An 18992-nucleotide genomic window follows, 5' to 3' on the forward strand; every position below is an offset into this window, starting at 1 on the left:
GCGCCTGTGCCCGATCAAGATCACGCTTCGACCTCGGCATCGCGCTGACGACGCCCATACGCCGCGACTTGTCCGTCGAGATGGGCAATCCGCAGTTTGAGATCCATCAGTTCGGTGCTCTGGACCGCAACCACTTGCTTGCACCGGTCGATTTCGGCGGAAAGTTCTGCCCTTTCATGGAGCGCCACGGCTAGTGCCTCCTTGACCCTGAACAGTTCTTGCCTGACAGCATCTTTTTCAGCGTCGGCCGTACGCATCGTCTCGAACTGAGCGCGTGCGAGGAAATCGTTCTCCACTGTGAACCCTTCGATGATTGCGTTTTCGAACGCAGTCATCAGATCGCCGATGCGATCCTTCTGTCAGGACGGCAGTCGGGCGCGGTCATCCCGGCGCTGCCGATCGACGTATTCGTCGAACAACTCATCGATGACTTTTTGCATCGACTCCGGCCGCACCGTCGGACTGATGTCGAAGATGCTTGTCAAGATGGGAAGCACATCGCTTGCCGGGATCTGCGCGACATCCGTCGGAACACGGCCGCGCTCGGCGAAGATCTTTTCCAGTGCGAAGCGCACCTGCTTCAGCGTGTAAGTCGCATTCCGTCCGCCCTTGTTCGCAGCCATTTGTCAAACCTCCATTGTCATTCATTTGTCAAACCGCGCCCTGCATTCGGGGCCGGTAAGCGGAAGGTGGGTTTCGACGAATTTTTCTTTTGCCGGGTTTGATCCGCGAAATCCTCAAGATCAGGGCCGCACAGGGGTCGACAAAGATCACAAACCCATTTCTGCAGCATGCCGCACGGAACCATCTTCCCCTCGAAAAGAGAGGGGCCGTCGATGGAACTGCTCACACTGCAAGATCTATGTCCGCATCTGGGATTGGATGACGAGCGCACTGCACTGAAAGTCGCGGCAGGCTTCGGCTTTGCCCCGCGCGAGCGCTTCGGGCCCAAAGATCACTACCGCTTCCTATGGGACAATCTCTTTCGCTTCGTTCACGGGATTGAGCCAACGGCGCATCGGGACATCGAAGCGGATCTGAAACGCCCTCTCCTTCATTTCGATGGCCTTGCCGCCTCCTTGAGGAAAACGACCGAGGGCCTGCGCAAGGATGTCTCGCGCGGCAAGGTTATCCTGCCGCCTGCCATGATGCTGACCGACCGCACGCGGGCGTGGCGTCTACGGGATATCGAATGCTGGATCCGGGGCGAGCCGCTGCCGACTTACGTTGCCTACATCAAAGGAAACATCCCTTCAGCGGCAGAACCGACAGACGTCGAGATGCATGCATCGCCCTTCGAGCTGGAACCCCCTCTGCCTAATCAGTCCGGAGGTTTCGATCCCCTCGCCGATATCCTCAACACGAACCGGGCAATCAAACTCCCCGGACTGAACCCGAACACAGGACCCATCTTCAACATGGCCTGAACACAAACACCCGCCGTTTTTCGGCAGCGTGATGTGACGATCCACTCTCGCGTCTCTTCGTAGCGGCCCTATGGCCTGAAAAAATCGTTCGCCAGATAGACAGACAGTTCGCCGCCCATGGTGCGGTTGTAGCCGGGTTTGACAGCAGCCAGCAACGCGCGCGCGTCGGACCCGTAGCCCGGGCGTTCTTTGACAAGTTCAAGCCAGACCAGATATGCGGGGTTCGACGTGAACTGCGCGATCTGTCCGTTGGCACCGGCCGGAATCGCAACGCGTTCGGGAGACCTGATTATGGCAACCGTATTGCTGAAGATGTCGTCAAGTTTCTTGCCCTCGATGGCAATGTCGTATGGATTGTAACCCTGCCGCTGGACCATACGAGCGATCAAGGCAAGATACATCGCCGCATAATTCTGGTAGTGTGCGGACATGATGCCGCGTTTCATCTCGAGCCGCAGATTGCCGCTGGACGAAGCGTCGGACAGTGCTGAATAGATCGCGCTGACGCCGATGCGGAACAGAGCGTCATCGCTCGCGACCACACCGATAACTGCGGCGTAAAGGCCCCGACGATAAAAATGGTTGTTGCAGCAGGCTCCATCCAGTCCGCCCCGCACTGACAGGTGATGCCATGCAGATGTGACCAGCCATGCCTCGATCCGGTGTTTTTCGGCATCATGCCCCGGCACGAGTTCTCGCACGATGGAATAGGCAATCGCGGCAGCGGAAAGCGTGGCTTCGATCTCGAACCATGTCTGCTGCCCCGAGACTGCAATGTCGAACCCGGACAAGGCTGAACTTTGCGCCCACCGGTCCAGAAGGGTGATGAGGCATTCGCCGCTTCCTGTATCGACGGAAACCATTTGTGCGGCGGCAAGGCGGGCCACACGGTCCTGGAACATATGGTAGATCTCGGTGGCATCCCGCCAGCTTCGGGGGTCGGTATACAGGCCCGGTATGGCTTGGGCGCCCGTTATGATATGGAACGGCATTCCGTCGGCGCAACTCAACGGCTTTCGCATCAGGGAAATGCGGTAGTGCAAGCGGTCCGGAGCGCCGTTTCCTAATAGGTCGGCATGTCGCGCGCGGATGTCGAACAGACCGGCATGAGAATCGTTGACGACAAAGCTGCTCAGGTCAAGTGCATCGCGCTGTTCCTCAGTCATAGCAGTGACCGGGAGACAGAAGGGCAACGACACGACAGCCCAGAAACCCAGACAAAGCCGAAAAGCCAGCATCCTCATCGGGCCAACACAACCCTGACAGGCCGTCCTGCGTCGACCTCGATGTTTGGGTCGTCGAGCAGCAGTTGAACGGTAACAAATCCCGCACGGGCGCGCTGTGCACCGATGCGGTCGCCATAGACGCCGGTGCCGATGGCGGAAACCCGCGCCGTAAACTGCCGACCTTCTGCTTCCATTGTCACGCTCGCCTGCTGGTTCAGACGCACCAACGCGGCAACAGAGTCGGAGAACTGGGCTTCGACCGTAACCATGCTCGGCGCGGTGTTGACCAAGGTTGCCACCAGGTCGCCCGGTGCGACCGATGTGCCAGATGCCGCGATCCAGACAAGACGGCAACTGCAAGGTGAATGGAACGAAAGGGCCGCGCGCTGCTGAACAAACGCTTGCAGCCTCGCTTCGCCAACGTCACGTGCCAGGCTGATTTCGCTTTTGCTCATCTCGCGGTGGTAGCCGTCGGGCAAGACGACAGAAAGAGACTCGGCGCTCTGTCCGGCAGCGCGCAAAGCAAGGACGGCAAAAAGCCGTTGGTTCGCCCCCGCGATCTGTATATCCGCGTCGAGTTGTGCCGAGCGTAGCGTGACCACACTTTCGTCGCGGGACAGTTCGGCACCTGTTTGCACGCTGCTTGAGACGGTGCCAAAAACCGGGCTTTTGATGTCAACTCGGGGAGCCGTCATCGTCGCACTTGTGCTCGTCAGGGTCGTAAATGCGGTATAGGCACGATGTGTCGCAACCCAGGCCCCTCCCGCTAAAGCGAACAGACTAAGCACCAGGACGACCCAAGGCAGGGCCCTTGCCGTTTTTCCGGCTGGCGACCCGGTAAACGGGGTCGGCGGATCATGCTCTTCCAAAAGGTCGGCTGCGCCGGGTAGCATCCCGGTCAGCACTAAGCGCAAAAGTCGCGCAAGCGTCGCCTGCCCCTTTGGATCGATGCTCAGAATCCGGTAGCGATGCCCCGTTGCGCCGGTTGCGTCAGTTGCAACGATTTCCAGCTGCATCGGCAAGGTCAGATCGAACCCGTTCAAAGGAACCCTCATCGTCACCTCCCGGCCAGCTTCACCCGGACATTCTGGCAACGGCTCCCTTAGCGTCAGGTAACACAACGAAAGGCGTAGACCTTCGATCCGGCTTTCCCCGCGCTCCAGTGAAAAGGGCAGCGAAACTTCGACAAAGTCCCGCGGGTCGCGGCGCGCCATCTGAAAGGCCGGTTGCTGGACTGTTATGCCGAGACTCAAAACAGGTCTCCGTGCTTCGTCAGCGTCAGTGCCGTGACGGCGATCAAAGTTACGAGCGAAAGGACATGCAACGTGCTTGCTGCGAGGCGAGCAGCACCTTGCGTGCCACGTGCGGTGATGCGCTGGCGGGTCCAGCTTTGGCTATCCAGATGGAATAGCAGATAGGTCTTGAGGACCGCGCCCCAAAGCTGTCCATACACCATCAGAAAAGGCCATGCCGGATGGAAGCGACCCCAAACCGCTCCCTGAATCAAGGATGCGACCAAGCGCGTCATCAAGACCCAGCACACATAGCAAACCAGATAGACCGGAGAAACCAGAACCGCGATCAGCACTGCGGATGCCGGACCGAGCAAGGTCGTCCACATCGACGCCCGTTGGTCGAGCAAGGTTATCCAAAGGAACCAGCCGCAGCGCTGCGGTCCAAGGCGAAGTGCCTTGGCGTTTGCGCGCAGCATGTTACCGAACCAGCGATGCATCAGACGCGTCGAGCCGACAAGGAAACCATTGTCCGTAGGCATCCGCTCGTGCGACACCGCCATGACATCGGCGATATAAAGCATGTCGCTTCTTTGGCGGACCAAATCGAACCACATGCTTTTGTCATCTCCGCTTAGAAACGGAATCCGCCCGTAAAGCCAATGGTCCATGCTGTCTTGTTCGATCGCGGCGATGAAACTGTCTTTCAGTGTGGCTTCGGTGCGATAGATCGAAAAACGGCCTGTCAAAACCAACAACCGGCGAGACAGGGCCAATGAGGACATTGCAAGATGCCGCTGCGCAAACCGCAGCGGATACCACTGCTGCGCGGCGCCTCGGGTTTCGACAACTGCGTCGTTGTTCGTCGTAACGGCGATCAGCCTGCGGTCGTGTTGAAGAAACGGAAAGCTGCGAACAAGGGCCTCGGGTTCAAGGACGACATCGCCGTCGAGAAATATCGTCAGCGCATCCGCTGGCGGCATGTCGCGCCGGATGTGGCGAAGCGCCTGCCCCAAAGCCGGGCGCTTGCCCCCGCCGCACTGGAATTGCGCGCAGATCGTGATGGCTTGCGCACCGTCAAGTCTGGCGGCCAACTCGGCCAACACCGCGCAATCCCTGTCCGACGTGATGGCGGCGATGATGGTCGCAGGTCGTCCGATGGCCAAGAGATTCTCGATCAAGGCGCGATACACAGAACGGAAGACGGGTTCCTCGACATCATACGAGGCGACTACGGCATAGACGTGCGAAACCTGCGGCAGGTTGATGTCGTGCCGTGACCGAGCCGCGACACGTGGGAAGACCAGCTTCAGATAAATCAAAGCGCGCAGCAAATTTAGCCCCATCCAGCCGTAGCGCCACATCGCAACCGCGCCGACCGCAACGAGAAATGGCCGTGTGGACGTTTCGGGCGTCGACAGAACCAATCCCAGTGCTGCCCATAGAAACAAAGCGCAGCATAAGCTGGACCGCCACGCCAATCCAAGGATGCCGCACCTGTCGGAAGGTGCGGCAGCTTGGCCGTTAGAGGTAACGAACCTCGAGCGGTCGTTGCGCACCGACATCTCCTCGGTTCACCCCCTTGGTGTCAAAACTGATAGGTCGCGCTGGCACCGACATAAGGAATGTTTTGCGTGTCATCTTCCCGATCCACCAGCACCCCGCCCCGTAGCGTCAAACCTACCTTGCCAAGGCGGAGATCGGTCGCAACCAGCCCGAGGCGAAGCTTTTCCGATCCATCCACTCCGGAGAACCCAATTTCCGGCCCGAGCACAACCGACTCGAACCTGTGTCCCACTTGCAGATTGGTCTGATATCTATCGTCGGACAGACTGAATGTTGCGTTTACGTAAAGCGGAACGGACTTGCGGGACTGAATCTGGCCCATTGCTTTTGGGCCAAAGGCGGTTTCTCCGTCCGAAGTCCTCGCTTCAACCCCGCCGAACAGTCGATATTTCCAGCCGTCACGAACAAGTTGGTAGCCAAACAAGACATCGGCCGTGGAGGTGTCGATCTCTCCGTCGGCGGTGCCACCTCGCAGGTTCAAGCGTAAAATGGGCGCATCCGACGACAGATCGGCACCAAGCGCCCTGAGGTAAGACACCCCTGCGTTTCCACGATCTTCGTTGGCGGTGCCGCTGAATGTAACCTGTTCGCGCACCGGGTCCGCCGTCGCGGACTGGGGAGCGGCCAGCGTCGCTATGGTCGCTGCAATGATAGCAGGGCCAATAGCCCGGAACGTCTTCGCCATTTCGTTAATCCGATCATTGATTTACAGGACCGGCGTATCAATGGAACACTGATGGTTCAAATACGCATGGGACAGGCGGCCTCCACTTTGGATACAGGCTTCTGCCCTTTAGCGAAAAAACGGAGACCGCAACCAACGCTTCTCAATGCGGCAATCCCGAGGTCATTCGGAGATTCGTGAGTTGAGGGCTGAGGACTGAGGTGATTTCGAACTTGCCCTATCTTCTTACATGCGTGGTCAAGACCGTTGTGCCGTCGGGTATCATTCCCGCAGAGTTCGCTGCCAACCGTGACGTATCGGGGATGTCATGATCTGCGGATTGAGATTCGACTTCGAACCGACTTCATCGTCGGCGGCTTTCGGTTTTATCTTGGAGCGGGCAGAAGGGTTTCCGATGCATACAGGGATGACCTCACCGTCTCGGCGGTGGTGCAGCAACAAAATTACCTCGCCAACAGCTTTTTCGGTGGAACGGCTGCCTTCGACGCTGCGGCCGTAAAGGCGGCGACCGACGGGACAGGTCTGCGACTTCAGGTGCCGCTCGTGTTTGCCAGTCAGCCCCAGGATACACCCGTCGGGAACAGCAGCCGCTAGTAAGCGCTGTGCCGATCACACCATGACGGCGTAATTCCATGGGAGCAGGTCGCCGATCTGGCTTTGTTTGTGGCCTTTGACGATGGCGGTAAGCGTGTTTGCGAGCCAGACGTGTGGGTCGATCGCGTTCATCTTGCAGGTTTCGATGAGCGAGGCGATGACGGCCCAGTTCTCAGCCCCGGCGTCGTGGCCAGCAAAGAGGGCGTTCTTTCGGTTCAGGGCGATGGGGCGAATGGTGCGTTCGACGGTGTTGTTGTCGATCTCGACGCGGCCATCAGTCAGGAAGCGGCCAAGGCCGTCGCGGTATTTGGCGATGTAGGCAAGTGCTTCGCCCAAGGGCGACTTTGCGGAGGCGCGGGCGCGGTGGTAGGCCAGCCAGTCGTCGAGGCGGGCGAGGATCGGGGCGGAGCGGTCCTGCCGGATGGCCAGCCGGGTCGCGGGGGCAGTGCCGCGGATCTCGGCCTCTATGGCATAAAGCTCGCGGATGAGAGCCACGCCGTCCTCGGCAATCGGCGCGGGTCCGCTGCGGGTGATCTCGATCAACTTGCGGCGTGCGTGCGCCCAGCAATATGCGAGCTGAATGCCCGGACCGATCCGGTCCGCTGCGATCAAGCGGTTGTATCCGGCATAGCCGTCGACTTGGAGAATACCCCCAAAACCCTTCAATATCCGCTCAGCATGTTGCCCGCCCCGACCTGGGGCAAAGGTGAAGACCACGCCCGGTGGTGACGTGCCGCCCCACGGCCTGTCATCGCGGGCCAAGGCCCAGAAGTATCCGGTCTTGGTCTTTCTGGCCCCCGGATCGAGAACCGGGGCGCGGGTCTCGTCCATGAAGAGCTTGGTTGACCGCTTCAGGTCCGCCATCAGCGCGTCATGGACGGGGCGGAGTTCGAAGGCGGCGCGACCCACCCAATCGGCAAGGGTGGAGCGGTCGAGATCGACGCCTTGGCGGCTGTAGATCTGGGCCTGCCGGTAAAGCGGCAGGTGGTCGGCATACTTGCTGACCAGCACATGGGCGACCGTGGCTTCGGTCGGCATGCCGCCCGGGATCAGCCGCGCGGGGGCAGCCGCCTGAACCACGCCATCGGTGCAGGACCGGCAGGCATATTTGGGTCGGCGGGTGACGATGACACGGAACTGGGCGGGCACGATGTCGAGCCGTTCCGACACATCCTCGCCGATGCAATGCAGGCAGCCACCGCAAGCGCAGGTCAGGCTGTCCGGCTCGATGATCTCCTCGATGCGCGGCAGGTGCTTTGGCAGCAATCCACGATTGGCGGCACGCGGTTTGGCGGGGCGCTTGGCGGCCCGATCCGCGGCATCCTCTTCGGCATGGATCACGGCCATGGCCGTTTCCAGATCTTCCAGCGCCAGTTCGAACTGGTCCGGATCGCCCTTTTCCGATTTACGGCCGAAGACCGCCTGCTTGAAGGCCGCGACCAGCTTTTCTAGCCGTGCGATGCGCTCGTCCTTGCGCTTGTCACGTGCGTCCGCGGCAATCAGCATCGCCTTCAGCGCAGCAATTTCTTCAAGCAGATCAGCGGTCTCTGGCATGGCTGATGTTTACCAAACCACCATGGGCTATGCCTCCGGAAAGAGCACGATGAGTCATCCTGCCGCAGGGCAGAACCGGTCATTCCACGGCTTTGGGAGCCTTCGCCGCGACGGCCCGAACGCGCCGCCAATCGAGCCCCGCAAACAGCGCCTCGAACTGCGCATGGTTCAGCATCATGACCCCGTCCTTAACGGCGGGCCAGGTGAAGCTGTGTTCTTCCAGCCGCTTGTAGGCCATCACCAGACCGGTGCCGTCCCAATACAAGAGCTTCAACCGGTCCGCCTTCTTCGCGCGGAACACGAAGACTGTCCCGGTGAACGGGTCCTTGCGCAGCTCATTCTTCACCATCGCGGCCAGGCTGTCGTGGCCCTTGCGGAAGTCGATGGGCTTCGTCGCCACCATGATCCGCACCCGGTTCGACGGGAAGATCACGGGAAAGCCCGCAATGCCATGATCAGTTCCGCGAGCCGTGCCGCAGGTGTGGCAACATCCAGCCGTATCGTCACAGGGCCGATCAACAGATCAATCGACGCAGTTGAAACAGGCGTGTCCACTGCCTGCGCCGTCGCCACCGGCGCGGCGAACTCGGCTCCCGTTACCTCTGGCACGACCAGCTTGCCCTGCCGCGCAAGCGTCCGCCACGAAGACAGGTGGTTGGCCTTCACCCCATGCCGACCCGCCACCTCATTCACCGTGACACCAGGCACCAGCGTCTCCGCCACCATCCGGCCCTTCGCCTCGTCAGACCACCGCCGCTTGGCTGCCGGTGCTGCCAGCAGCTCCACAAAGCCGACGGCCTCCATACTGCGCTCCCGATGGACTCCCACTGACACCTCCCGTGCAAATCTCCACACGAGGGCGCATCGCAGCTTACGGATTCAGCAGGAAGGTGGGGTCGGCACAGCGCTTACAGCCGCTAAGCGGGGAACAGTGCTACTGTCACGCTTGAGACAGAGTTTGTGAAACCGCCGGAACTGAGCGCCGAGCTCCCGTGCAGGTAAGATCGGTCACAAGTCACCACCATGATAGCCGTCGCCAGCCGCTCACCTGCGCGTTCCTCGCGTCAACCGCTGCTGACAGAGTTGGGACACGTAAAGCGCACCAGATCGCGGCCCACGAAGCCTGACGAGCAAACGGGAATGCGCGCGGGGCGTATCGAGCGATGCGCGCATGATCCCAAAGAACAAAACGAAGCAACCCTCACCTCATAAGCCAACCAGCATCAACCGGACCGAGCGCGTGGCGCGGGTTATGTCACCGAGTGAACCCCAAAATGACCTTGGAAAGCTGATCAATCATGTTGAGGCCATTTTTGCCGACCCGAAGCAGAACTGGCACACACTGAAATTGTTCATGCCATCTTTGCCGGACTGACCAGCGAAACCAAACCCCAGTCGGGTCAAACCGCTACTACTCGACACAGCATTACAAAGCCGCAGGACGGAAAAAAAGCGAAGCTGGTTCATGGAAAGGTGGATACAATGTGCGGCGCGCGAAGTTCAGTCCCGAGATGATGTGTGTAGCGGTCCCCTTGTCGCCGACGCCATGTGTCAGGCGATGATCGGTCCATTATCCACCATCGGTGGAAGGAATTCAGATGCCAGCCCAAGAAAAAGCTCAGTCTCGGAGCCCCTCGCCGGATGCACCCCATGTGCATCACCGGAGGTATTGGAGTTGGCCGATAAGTGGCTTTGTCGTCGGATGTGTGGCTGGACCTGCGCACGCCCACGTCAAATGGTTCGCCCCTTATATCGTCGGGGCTTCACCGCAACCCCTGTCGGCGACGCTTGGCAACCTCTGGTTCTGGACAGCGATAGCCCTCGTGCTGATGGCCTTTGTTGCAACCCGCATCCTTGAACGCCAGAACATTGGTCAAACCATGCTTGGCGGTATGGATCGCGCCGCTGCCCCGCTCTGGGCGCGCGCCGACGACTTTATGCGAGTGGCGGTCGGCACCTTTTTCGTGGCGATCTTTGCGGTGGGCGGAGTGTATCTTACGCCCGACCTCGCCACTCCGTCGGAATGGGTGTCGTGGTTCCAACTGCTCATCGCCGCAGGACTGTTCTGGCGCAGGACCATGCCCTTATCTGCGGCGGGGATCATCATCCTGTGGGCGATTGCGCTGCGAGACTATGATCTGTTCCATCTTCTCGATTACCTCGCGCTTGGCGTCGGCGTGGCGGGTTATCTCGTCCTGGCAGCCAGCACGCAGGACAGATGGCAAAAGCATCGCTTCGAGGTGCTGCGCTGGGGTGTTGCGATTGCCTTGATGTGGTCCAGCCTTGAGAAATTCGCCTATCCGGAATGGTTCTACCCTCTGGTTCTGGAAAAGCCGTTCCTTACGTTTGGACTGCCGCGCGACGTGTTCATCCCGATGGCGGGCGTGGCCGAGTTCACGATGGGATTTGGTCTTTTGTGGACACCACTTGTCCGCAGACTTTCGTCTGTTGCACTGCTCATAATCTTTATGACCGCCGTATGGCCCTTTGGCAGGGTCGATATGATCGGACACGCGCTGATCATGGCCACAATCGTTCTCATCGCGCTTGACCCGGAACGGCAACTGCATGTCCTTACCGGCGTCCGTCAATCGCTGGGCGGGGTTCCCCTTGTCCTTGCAGCGGCCCTGATCGTATTTTCGACCGCCTACTGGGGCACGCACCGGATGATCTATGGCAAAGATGGAGCGCCGAATGCGGATGCCGGAAACATGGCGACCCACGCGCCCGATCCTGAAAAGCCTCACGGTCCTGAAGCTGCCGGCGCAACACCTGATCCGGCTGGCAGGACAAAAGACGTGCCCCTGCCATAATGCGGCATGGCCTACCTGATTACCGCGCAGCCAGTGGACCAATCACGGGGCTGCTATCGGTCGATCGCTTCCTACGCCCGCTAGAAGGAAATACCATCGAAGAGAATGCTCGGCCGAACTGAGAGCGTGTCCTCTTGGCGCGTCAGGCATCCGCCTCACCAGCCGCTCACCTGTGCGTTCCGCGAGCTGGCCGCTGCATGACAGCGACGAGACGCAAGAATCGCACCAGATCGCGGCCCACGAAGCCTGACGAGCATCCGGATAGCATGTGCTAGGTGTTCTGACAGCAAAGCGCAGCACACCCGCACATCTTGAACTTCAGAAGATCCCAAAGGTGGGCAGTGTCTCTACGGTGTCTTCATCGAGCAATTGACGCGCCTTCCGCAACTGCACCGTCACACGCCCGGCGGTCCAAAGCTGGCCATGAAGCGTGCGAGAACCCTTCGCGTTCAACTGATCGGCAACTTCGGCGCGTGTAAGAGCTGAATGTTCCGGATGCGCCCGCAGGAGCTCGACGATCTCCCTCACCATGGCATCCGCCTTTGCCTTGAAAGCCGCAGCGCCTTTGGGTTGGACCGCATTGATGTCAGGGTTCCCGAAGACAGCGCCCTGATCCTTTTTGCGCTTCATGCCCGCCTTGGTGCGTCGCGAGATTTCATCCCGTTCATGTTCGGCTTTTGCAATCCGGGCAGCTTCCGTATCGGCGCGAAATTTCTCGCCTTCTTTCAGGGAGACGATGCGGTCCGAAGCCGGAAGAAGATCACGAAGTTCACTGGTCGATGCTGCATGACGGGAAAGACGCGACCAATCCCAAACCACAAGCACGGCATCGAAGTCACGGCAGGCTTGTAGAGCATTTCGAAGGCCGCGACGATCGATGATGCTTTCCGAGCCTGCGCCCGTGGCAACGTCCAGAAAAATGTCGACCAAAGGCAAGCCACTCTTCTCAGCGTAGTTGCGGATTGCTTCTGCTTGCGAGTCGAGGCTGAAACCTTGGTTGCCCTGAGCCTCAGTTGAAACACGAACGTAGCCAGCGATTGCCTTCGGGCCGGTCTTTGCGCTCGCCTTCGTTTTCGCCATGCCTGCTGCTCCTTTCGTTGTCGTCATAATAGGGCGGACGAGAGAGGGACAAAAGGGTAGGCCAAGTCGCAATCGAGCCATAAGGCTGAGCGGTCGTGATTGATATGTGCATGAGGGCTGGTAAGGGCTGATGTGAGATGTGTGGGGGCCTATCCGATCTCCCCTTGGGTATCGCTCGTCGGGGTGACGCTATGAGACCCTATGGGATGAACGAGCCTGCACCTCGAATGGGAGTTTCGGCGGCACCAAGGCCAAGGGCCGCGAAACAGGATTTGCGCCGAAAGCCATATCCGCGCCCAGCTACATCGGAAGAATGCCTATATGCTTATCTAGCCAAATAGCTTTCTATGCACGCTCTTCCTCGTATTCAATCTGAGGGTGGACCAGACGATCAGCTACAGCCAAGCCCGTTTCATCCGACGGACCATTGCATTATGTGCATAGCTGTCCGGTTTACAAATCCTCGTAAAATCCAGAGCAGCACGATATGGTTGTCGATAGACGTCAACCGCCTTGTTTTATTGATCTCTTCAGGTTTTCATCTCGCTCATTCCGTCAACTGGCAGACCTGTGTTTGGCGTGAGTGGAAGCCTCGGACCAACCATGGTGTCAGCTTTGTGGCCACCCCCTGTCAGCGCCTGTAACCCCATTACGGCACCTGTTTCGATGCCAGCTATGCTCTAGGCGCAGGGCATCCAAAGACCCGACAGGACTGCGCGACAAGAGTCCTGTCGGGTTAGCTGATCGATGAAACTCTACTTGGCTGTCGGATCAGCTTCGGAGTCATGCAGGAAGAGCTTCAGCACCCGAGTGATCGTCCGAGCAGGTGCGGGATCGGTATTCGACGACGCCTCGCGTATCAGTTTGAGCCAGGCGCGCTCATTGTAAGTCAGCGGTTCGCCGAGCAGGTCCGTGATCAGTTTCAGCATCTCGGCCCCGTGAGTCTGCTCGATCGCAAGCCGCATGATCACAGCCGGATCATCCTCGAGCGCCTTTGCGAACGCAGGCACCCTGTCGAGCGCCAGCTTCGCGTTGCCCGTCTTCAACATGCTGATGAAGTTTGCATTCGCAAAACCAGCCTCTCGGGCGATTTCGGCTTGGTTTTTGTGACGAAGCTGGCTGATCCGAAGATCGATATATTTGGCGAGGCGGCTGTCGGCGTAGGGTGTGGTGCTCATGTCGTATCCTTGATGCAAGCGCACGTCGATGTGCGATGCATCAAGAATAGCGAGCGGGACGATGGGGAATTTCTGGGAAACGGGTGGCATTCCCGAACCTTATCGCAAGCGACCTTAAACGGCGGTAAGCGGACGGTCGGTGCAGTGATGTCTCCTGTTCTGGACCGCGACTGGCAATGAAGCCAAGCATTCCTCTGCTGTTCCTTTCGTTCCAACTGCATTCGCGAGACTTCGAAGCGCGTTCGCAGTTAGTTTCGTCCCGTATCTGCTGTCTCTCGTTCGGCTTAAAGAGGCAAAATCCCGCAAAGACATGGGCGATCGAAATCCGTCCGTTACTGCGCAAGGCCACCTGAACCGTTGCAGGCGTCCCATTCAAGAAAGGTGGGGTCGGCACAAACCCGGCTCAGTTCTGTTCTGAAAGCGACGCGCTTGAGCGACCAAACGGGCCGTGCCATCCTCCAACAATGGAACGGGATATCTTGATCTGATCCCGGCAAACTGGACCGTTTGAAGCTGGAGTTTTCGGCTACGCTTTCCTGGCTGGGAGAGGAGCGGAATCGGATGAAGGCGAGTAATTTTTCGGACGCGCGAGATGCGCGTTCATCATCAAGCAGGGCGAAGACGGGACGCCGGTTGCGGAGATCTGCCGCAAGGCGGGGATCAGCCAGGCGACCTACTTCAATTGGAAGAAGAAGTATGCCGGTCTGCTGCCGACCGAGATGAAGCGGCTCAAGCAACTCGAGGACGAGAATGCGCGGCTGAAGAAGATCGTGGCGGACCTGACGCTTGATCGCGAGATGTTACAGGTGAGGGCCGTATAGCAAACGATCCGGGGGATCGTTTGTAGGCCCGCAAGATCCGCCGAAAGCTTTGAAGCCTGGTCGGATGCGCGAACTCGTTCGCGGGATGTGCAGCGATTGGGCGGTGTCGATCCGGCAGGCTTGTGGGGCCATCGGGTTTGACCGTTCGACGTTCCACTACCAATCCCGCCGCACCGATCAGGCTGCTGTGGCCAAGCGGATCAAGGAGATCTGCGAGACGCGCGTGAGGTATGGTTACCGGCGCGTTCACGTTCTGCTGGACCGTGAAGGCTGGGGCATCAACGTCAAGAAAGTCTATCGCATTTATAAGGAGTTGGGCATGCAGCTGCGGCACAAGACGCCCAAGCGGCGGGTGAAGGCGAAGTTGCGCGATGACCGCGCAGTGGCCATCGGGCCCAACGATGTCTGGGCAATGGACTTCGTTCACGACCAACTGGCGACGGGCAAGAAGCTGCGGGTTCTGACCGTGGTCGACACCTTCTCGCGGCTCACGTCCCCGTGCTGGACGTTCGCTACAGCTACCGCGGAGAAGATGTCGTGACGACCCTCGACCGGGTGTGCCGCACGCCGGGTTACCCGAAGACGATCCGCGTCGACCAAGGCAGCGAGTTCGTCTCGCGAGACATGGACCTCTGGGCTTACCAGCGCGGGGTGGTCCTCGACTTCTCCCGGCCCGGCAAGCCGACGGACAATGCCTTCATCGAAGCCTTTAATGGACGCTTCCGGGCGGAATGTCTGAACCAGCATTGGTTCCTCACCCTTGCGGACGCTGCCGAAAAGTTGGAGGCTTGGCGCAGGTACTACAACGAGGAACGGCCACACGGCGCGATCGGCAACAAGGTCCCGATCATGCTGACGAAATCAGGGGGCGTCACCAGCCCGTCACCCTGAGCGAAGCCGGAAAACTCTGCCTTCGGGCGGTCCAACGTTGGGGATCGGATCAATCTATATGCCAAAGTCAGTGTTGTTTTTCAGGGATTTCCGAGGCTTAACTGGCGGGCATCTGAAGGTCGCAGATTACATCAAACATGTGCGCAGCAATCCGGCCTATCGGCCTATCATGTCACTTTCATCGAGATCCTTGCCCAGTGATCTTTGGGACGACTGCGAGATTGTTGGGCCCGATTTCGATCCGGAGCTCGCCGATGTGCTGTTTCTGGCGGGCCGCGATTGGGAGGCCGTGCCGAAAGATATCGAATTGCGCGTGCCCGTCATCAACCTGATCCAGGGCCTTCGCCATGCGGATGGCGACGACGTTCGCTATAGCTTTCTCGGTCGGAGGGCGACGCGATTATGCGTGAGCACCGAGGTAGCGGAGGCGATCACATCGACCGGAAAATGCAACGGGCCTGTTCTTGTCGTTCCGGCGGCGCTGCGACCCGATGATTTCCGCCCTGACGCAAGCAGGTCGAATGACGTGTTCATCGCGGGACTGAAGGCGCCGGAACTTGCGCTTGCGGTCATGGACGAGTTGAAGGGCAGGGGATTGAAGGTTACAGCTGAAACCGAACCAGTTCCACGTGCGGATTTTCTTGGAAAGCTTCGCGAGGCGCGCATTGCTGTAACGCTGCCCTCTGCGCGTGAGGGTTTTTTTCTTCCCGCGCTCGAAGCGATGGCGGCAGGCTGTCTGGTCGTATGCCCGGATGCCGTCGGAAACCGTGATATATGTATCGACGGCGAAACCTGTCTGATGCCCTTGGCACGGCAATCAGATCTTGTCGGGTCGGTGATGACCTTGTTGGGGGACAGGGAGGTGGCACGCAAAATAGTGGATGGCGCCAAGCGGATGGTGAGCAAGCATAAACCGGCGGCAGAACGCAGGACGTTCATGAATGTTCTGAATGCGACGAGCCCGAGGAACATAATCCTGACCGGTCTGCCGCGGTCGGGGACCACTTTGGCTTGCAGCCTGTTGGGTCAGTTGCCCGACGTTGTGGCTCTTCACGAGCCGATGAGACCGATGATGATTTCAGGCTTGGGCGGGTCCGAATTCATCGACACCGTCGTCGAGTTTTTCGATGCCATGCGCCAGCAGATCAAAACCGAAGGTACGGCCGCCAGCAAATCGCAAGAGGGGCGCGTACCTCGAAATCCTTTGGGCGACCAAGTAATCGATGGCCAGCGCGTTAAGAACATCGATGGTAACATCATATCGGTGGAAAATGTGACCACGCCGAGGTTCGACCTTTGCATGAAGCATCCTGCGATGTTTACGGCACGTCTGCCCGTTCTGGCAGAAGTCTTCGACTGTTACGCCATCGTGCGTAACCCGTTGAGCGTGCTTCTCTCTTGGCGTGACAGTGGCATGTCTGTCGGGGACGGCCATTCACCTGCGGCAGAGTCCCATGACCCTGAACTTGCAGCGCTATTGCGCGAATTGCCTGATGTACTGGACCGCCAGATTGCCCTGCTCGATTATATGTTCGCAAGGTATCGCGATTTCCTGCCCGATCGCACCATCCGCTATGAGGATGTGATTTCCACAGGCGGCGCGGCGCTTTCGGCAGTCGTGCCTGCAGCGAAAAGCCTTGAAGAGGAACTGTCATCCCGCAACCGGCGCCTCGTCGTGAAAAACGCGGACACGCTGCACATCGCACGTCGATTGCTCGAGAACGCGGAGGCTTGCTGGTTTTTCTATGACCAGAGCGACGTCTTGTCGATGGTCGAGGGTGGTTGATTTTTCCTGGCGGCTGGATTTGCGCCGGCCGGAACCCTATGGATGACGCGCTCGTGTTTTTTTGCCTGACGAAATCCGCTGCGGCGGTAGTACCTTGACGAGAACACAAGATTAGCGGGGACGCGCTTCGATGAGAAAAGACCTGATCTTCCATATCGGCCTGCCGAAGACGGGAAGCACTGCGATACAGGCGTTTCTGGCTCGCAACATCGGTCTCTTGGGCGAACACGGCATATCTTACCCTTTCATAACGGAAGAGATGGCAAGCTCGGGCGGAATTTCGGAGGGCAACGCCCTGCACGAATTCGTGCGGTTGGCAAAGCAAGAGGGAATTGCCACCTCATACGAGGACAGGGCACCGACGTTCTTTGCAAGGATGGTCGAAAACGCAATCGAGCAAAGCGAGCACCAGACGATCCTGATTTCGGGCGAGGAATTGTCGGCGCTGACGGTGCTGGATCATTTCCGCGAGCTGTCGAAGCATCACAGGGTGCGCATCGTCGCCTATGTCAGGGACCCTTACGACATCGTCTGTTCGAGTTGGAAGCAGCAGGTGAAGGTTTCGGGTGAGAGCCGGAGCTTTCCCGAGTTCGTGCATGACATGGGAAGATACACTGGGCGCGTGAGCATCAACCGTCTGGCTGAATTCGTACGGTCTGGCCTGGACGTCACGGCCCTGTCCTATGATTCATGCAAAAGCCGTTTGATCGAGTCGTTCCTCGGGGCTATCGGCGTCAGGGCTCCGCTCGAACGTTTGTCAGGCTTCGTCGGGCAAACGCATAATCGATCCCTGTCGTTCGAGGAGGCCTCTCTCGTCGTGATGACGTACAAGTGCGGCGAGTCGGACTGTGCGCCGCATCTGCTTGCAAGTTTCCAGAAGCGCGCGGCACCCTTCGTTGATTCTGTAATCTCGGAAATCGACGAGCAAATCCGGAGCAAATTGCGTGACGACATCGAGACTTTGAACGCTCTGCTCGAGCCAGATCAACGGCTGAGGGTGGTGCCCCGGAAAGGCATATCCCTGTCGGATCTGGCAATTTCACACGAGAACGTGGGCTTACTGCTCAAGGTCTTGTCCGACGCAGTGGTCAAACGTCCTGCGAGCGATGATCGCCCATCGCAGGAATGGCTCGAACTGGGACTTCCGGACGATTTCGACGCCGAGCGTTACCTGCTGCTGAATCCCGACGTAGCACGGGCCGGGCTTGGAGCGGAATACCACTATCTGAACCATGGCCGTTGGGAAAGCCGGGTATACAAGCGGGTGTGATGCGAGGCATTGCCGGTTGAGGGAAGTAGCAGGCGACGTCATGCAGGTTGGTGCGGTTTTCATACCGGGTGGGACGGTCTTCACGCTGCCTCGGTCGACGCGGATCGTCTTGCGATAAGCGATCATGCGGCACGGCCGACCGAAGATGCCTACGAAAACCTTGCCGCTTGAGGTGCCGTGACGGGTTCGCCCTTTGCAGGCTCCGCCGTTTTGACATCGGAACAGACCTGTTTGGGGTCAATCGGCCCGGCATGCCGGTGCGGATGAACGCAGCGGCGCCTTGTGCAAGGCGAGTGGTTTTGGCCTACATTTCCGATAAATGCGCGTTCAACAAGATTGATTTAAGTTTACTGCAGCGTGAAAATCGTGCCATTACTTGGTCATAGCGCCGTCTTGCGCGGCAATAACGGATGAGTGAAGATGAAGAAACTGCTTTCGACTACGGCCATACTGTCCTTCTTCTCCGGGTCTATGGCTTATGCCGATCCTACTGTAATGCTGGGACTGGCGCTGAACTTCGGTGGCGGAAAGCCTGTGTCGACGGGCGTGACCATGAAGGTGTTGTCGTCTGACGAGCCCGACACATTCGTCGGAGCGGCGGGTGTTTCCTATTTCTTCGACGATGGTGGTTACTTCGGCGCGGACCTTGGCGTGGGTCGGACATTCGATAGTGCCGCTGCGACGATTTCTTATGATTTCCTGAACCAGCGTCCTCAGATATCGGCAGGTTGGGCGCGGACGCACAGCGTCTGCTGACCTTGCTTCGCGCGTATTTGCCGGAAACGGTGGGTTCTTGGACATTTCAAAGCGCAGTATCCAAGCGCGAATGCAGCGGTCTGCACGGCAGATCGCTGCGTGACGGGATCGTA

Annotated in this window: 16 protein-coding genes and 1 pseudogene; 6 read left to right on the forward strand and 11 right to left on the reverse strand. The window is 58.9% G+C overall.

Annotation, left to right across the window (positions count from 1 at the left end; genetic code table 11):
- Positions 1 to 20: 20 nt before the first annotated feature.
- Complete coding sequence (locus HYN69_RS02880; RefSeq protein WP_108434416.1) at positions 21 to 335, reverse strand: hypothetical protein; 315 nt, start codon at positions 333 to 335, stop codon at positions 21 to 23.
- Between the two features lie 24 nt (positions 336 to 359).
- Positions 360 to 623, reverse strand: a complete 264-nt coding sequence (locus HYN69_RS02885; RefSeq protein ID WP_108434417.1) for a hypothetical protein — start codon at positions 621 to 623, stop codon at positions 360 to 362.
- A 213-nt stretch (positions 624 to 836) separates the two neighbouring features.
- Here HYN69_RS02885 and HYN69_RS02890 point away from each other — a divergent pair, with 213 nt between their 5' ends.
- The gene (locus HYN69_RS02890) at positions 837 to 1427 is read left to right on the forward strand and encodes a hypothetical protein (protein ID WP_108434418.1); all 591 of its coding nucleotides are present in this window, start codon (positions 837 to 839) and stop codon (positions 1425 to 1427) included.
- A 68-nt stretch (positions 1428 to 1495) separates the two neighbouring features.
- Here the strand turns inward: HYN69_RS02890 and HYN69_RS02895 are convergent, their stop codons facing one another.
- From HYN69_RS02895 to HYN69_RS02930, 7 genes are all read right to left on the reverse strand, one after another.
- Complete coding sequence (locus tag HYN69_RS02895; RefSeq protein WP_108434419.1) at positions 1496 to 2671, reverse strand: alginate lyase family protein; 1176 nt, start codon at positions 2669 to 2671, stop codon at positions 1496 to 1498.
- Positions 2668 to 3867, reverse strand: coding sequence for an efflux RND transporter periplasmic adaptor subunit (locus tag HYN69_RS02900; RefSeq protein WP_108434420.1), 1200 nt, complete (start codon positions 3865 to 3867; stop codon positions 2668 to 2670). Before HYN69_RS02900 ends, HYN69_RS02895 begins: the two co-directional genes overlap by 4 nt.
- 35 nt (positions 3868 to 3902) lie before the next feature.
- Positions 3903 to 5450, reverse strand: a complete 1548-nt coding sequence (locus HYN69_RS02905) for a glycosyltransferase (protein WP_108434421.1) — start codon at positions 5448 to 5450, stop codon at positions 3903 to 3905.
- A 23-nt stretch (positions 5451 to 5473) separates the two neighbouring features.
- Positions 5474 to 6136 carry a cellulose biosynthesis protein BcsS gene (bcsS, locus tag HYN69_RS02910; protein WP_108434422.1) on the reverse strand — a complete coding sequence of 221 codons (663 nt, stop codon included), beginning with the start codon at positions 6134 to 6136 and terminating at the stop codon, positions 5474 to 5476.
- Positions 6137 to 6745: 609 nt separating this feature from the next.
- Positions 6746 to 8284 (reverse strand): IS66 family transposase, encoded by a 1539-nt coding sequence (gene tnpC / locus HYN69_RS02920; protein ID WP_108434424.1) that lies wholly within the window; start codon positions 8282 to 8284, stop codon positions 6746 to 6748.
- Between the two features lie 79 nt (positions 8285 to 8363).
- Positions 8364 to 8717: an IS66 family insertion sequence element accessory protein TnpB gene (gene tnpB, locus HYN69_RS02925; RefSeq protein ID WP_216824621.1), complete on the reverse strand. Its 354-nt coding sequence runs from the start codon at positions 8715 to 8717 to the stop codon at positions 8364 to 8366.
- Positions 8714 to 9088, reverse strand: coding sequence for a transposase (locus tag HYN69_RS02930; RefSeq protein ID WP_108434425.1), 375 nt, complete (start codon positions 9086 to 9088; stop codon positions 8714 to 8716). The genes tnpB and HYN69_RS02930 overlap by 4 nt, the downstream gene beginning before the upstream one ends.
- Positions 9089 to 9990: 902 nt before the next feature.
- Between HYN69_RS02930 and HYN69_RS02935 the strand changes: the two genes are divergently transcribed.
- Positions 9991 to 11097: a DUF305 domain-containing protein gene (locus HYN69_RS02935; protein ID WP_216824638.1), complete on the forward strand. Its 1107-nt coding sequence runs from the start codon at positions 9991 to 9993 to the stop codon at positions 11095 to 11097.
- Positions 11098 to 11415: 318 nt separating this feature from the next.
- On the opposite strand, the gene HYN69_RS02940 is transcribed toward HYN69_RS02935, so the two are convergent.
- Positions 11416 to 12177, reverse strand: coding sequence for a recombinase family protein (locus HYN69_RS02940; protein WP_159082340.1), 762 nt, complete (start codon positions 12175 to 12177; stop codon positions 11416 to 11418).
- 755 nt (positions 12178 to 12932) lie between these two features.
- Positions 12933 to 13445 (reverse strand): XRE family transcriptional regulator, encoded by a 513-nt coding sequence (locus HYN69_RS02945; RefSeq protein WP_216824639.1) that lies wholly within the window; start codon positions 13443 to 13445, stop codon positions 12933 to 12935.
- Between the two features lie 471 nt (positions 13446 to 13916).
- Here HYN69_RS02945 and HYN69_RS02950 point away from each other — a divergent pair.
- From HYN69_RS02950 to HYN69_RS02965, 4 genes and pseudogenes are all read left to right on the forward strand, one after another.
- Positions 13917 to 15067 (forward strand): annotated as a pseudogene (locus tag HYN69_RS02950) (IS3 family transposase).
- 73 nt (positions 15068 to 15140) lie between these two features.
- The gene (locus HYN69_RS02955) at positions 15141 to 16853 is read left to right on the forward strand and encodes a glycosyltransferase (RefSeq protein WP_216824640.1); all 1713 of its coding nucleotides are present in this window, start codon (positions 15141 to 15143) and stop codon (positions 16851 to 16853) included.
- 130 nt (positions 16854 to 16983) lie between these two features.
- On the forward strand, positions 16984 to 18123 hold the full coding sequence (locus tag HYN69_RS02960; protein ID WP_108434428.1) for a sulfotransferase domain-containing protein: 1140 nt from the start codon (positions 16984 to 16986) through the stop codon (positions 18121 to 18123).
- Positions 18124 to 18543: 420 nt separating this feature from the next.
- Positions 18544 to 18879, forward strand: coding sequence for a hypothetical protein (locus tag HYN69_RS02965; RefSeq protein WP_108437003.1), 336 nt, complete (start codon positions 18544 to 18546; stop codon positions 18877 to 18879).
- Positions 18880 to 18992 lie beyond the last annotated feature (113 nt).

The organism is Gemmobacter aquarius (assembly GCF_003060865.1).
Taxonomy (GTDB): domain Bacteria; phylum Pseudomonadota; class Alphaproteobacteria; order Rhodobacterales; family Rhodobacteraceae; genus Paragemmobacter; species Paragemmobacter aquarius.

Coding starts and splice junctions, on each gene's coding strand:
- HYN69_RS02880 (WP_108434416.1), bottom strand. CDS start 335: ATGACTGCGTTCGAAAACGCAATCATCGAAGGGTTCACAGTGGAGAAC.
- HYN69_RS02885 (WP_108434417.1), bottom strand. CDS start 623: ATGGCTGCGAACAAGGGCGGACGGAATGCGACTTACACGCTGAAGCAG.
- HYN69_RS02890 (WP_108434418.1), top strand. CDS start 837: ATGGAACTGCTCACACTGCAAGATCTATGTCCGCATCTGGGATTGGAT.
- HYN69_RS02895 (WP_108434419.1), bottom strand. CDS start 2,671: ATGAGGATGCTGGCTTTTCGGCTTTGTCTGGGTTTCTGGGCTGTCGTG.
- HYN69_RS02900 (WP_108434420.1), bottom strand. CDS start 3,867: ATGGCGCGCCGCGACCCGCGGGACTTTGTCGAAGTTTCGCTGCCCTTT.
- HYN69_RS02905 (WP_108434421.1), bottom strand. CDS start 5,450: ATGTCGGTGCGCAACGACCGCTCGAGGTTCGTTACCTCTAACGGCCAA.
- bcsS (WP_108434422.1), bottom strand. CDS start 6,136: ATGGCGAAGACGTTCCGGGCTATTGGCCCTGCTATCATTGCAGCGACC.
- tnpC (WP_108434424.1), bottom strand. CDS start 8,284: ATGCCAGAGACCGCTGATCTGCTTGAAGAAATTGCTGCGCTGAAGGCG.
- HYN69_RS02930 (WP_108434425.1), bottom strand. CDS start 9,088: ATGGAGGCCGTCGGCTTTGTGGAGCTGCTGGCAGCACCGGCAGCCAAG.
- HYN69_RS02940 (WP_159082340.1), bottom strand. CDS start 12,177: ATGGCGAAAACGAAGGCGAGCGCAAAGACCGGCCCGAAGGCAATCGCT.
- HYN69_RS02945 (WP_216824639.1), bottom strand. CDS start 13,445: ATGCCACCCGTTTCCCAGAAATTCCCCATCGTCCCGCTCGCTATTCTT.
- HYN69_RS02960 (WP_108434428.1), top strand. CDS start 16,984: ATGAGAAAAGACCTGATCTTCCATATCGGCCTGCCGAAGACGGGAAGC.
- HYN69_RS02965 (WP_108437003.1), top strand. CDS start 18,544: ATGAAGAAACTGCTTTCGACTACGGCCATACTGTCCTTCTTCTCCGGG.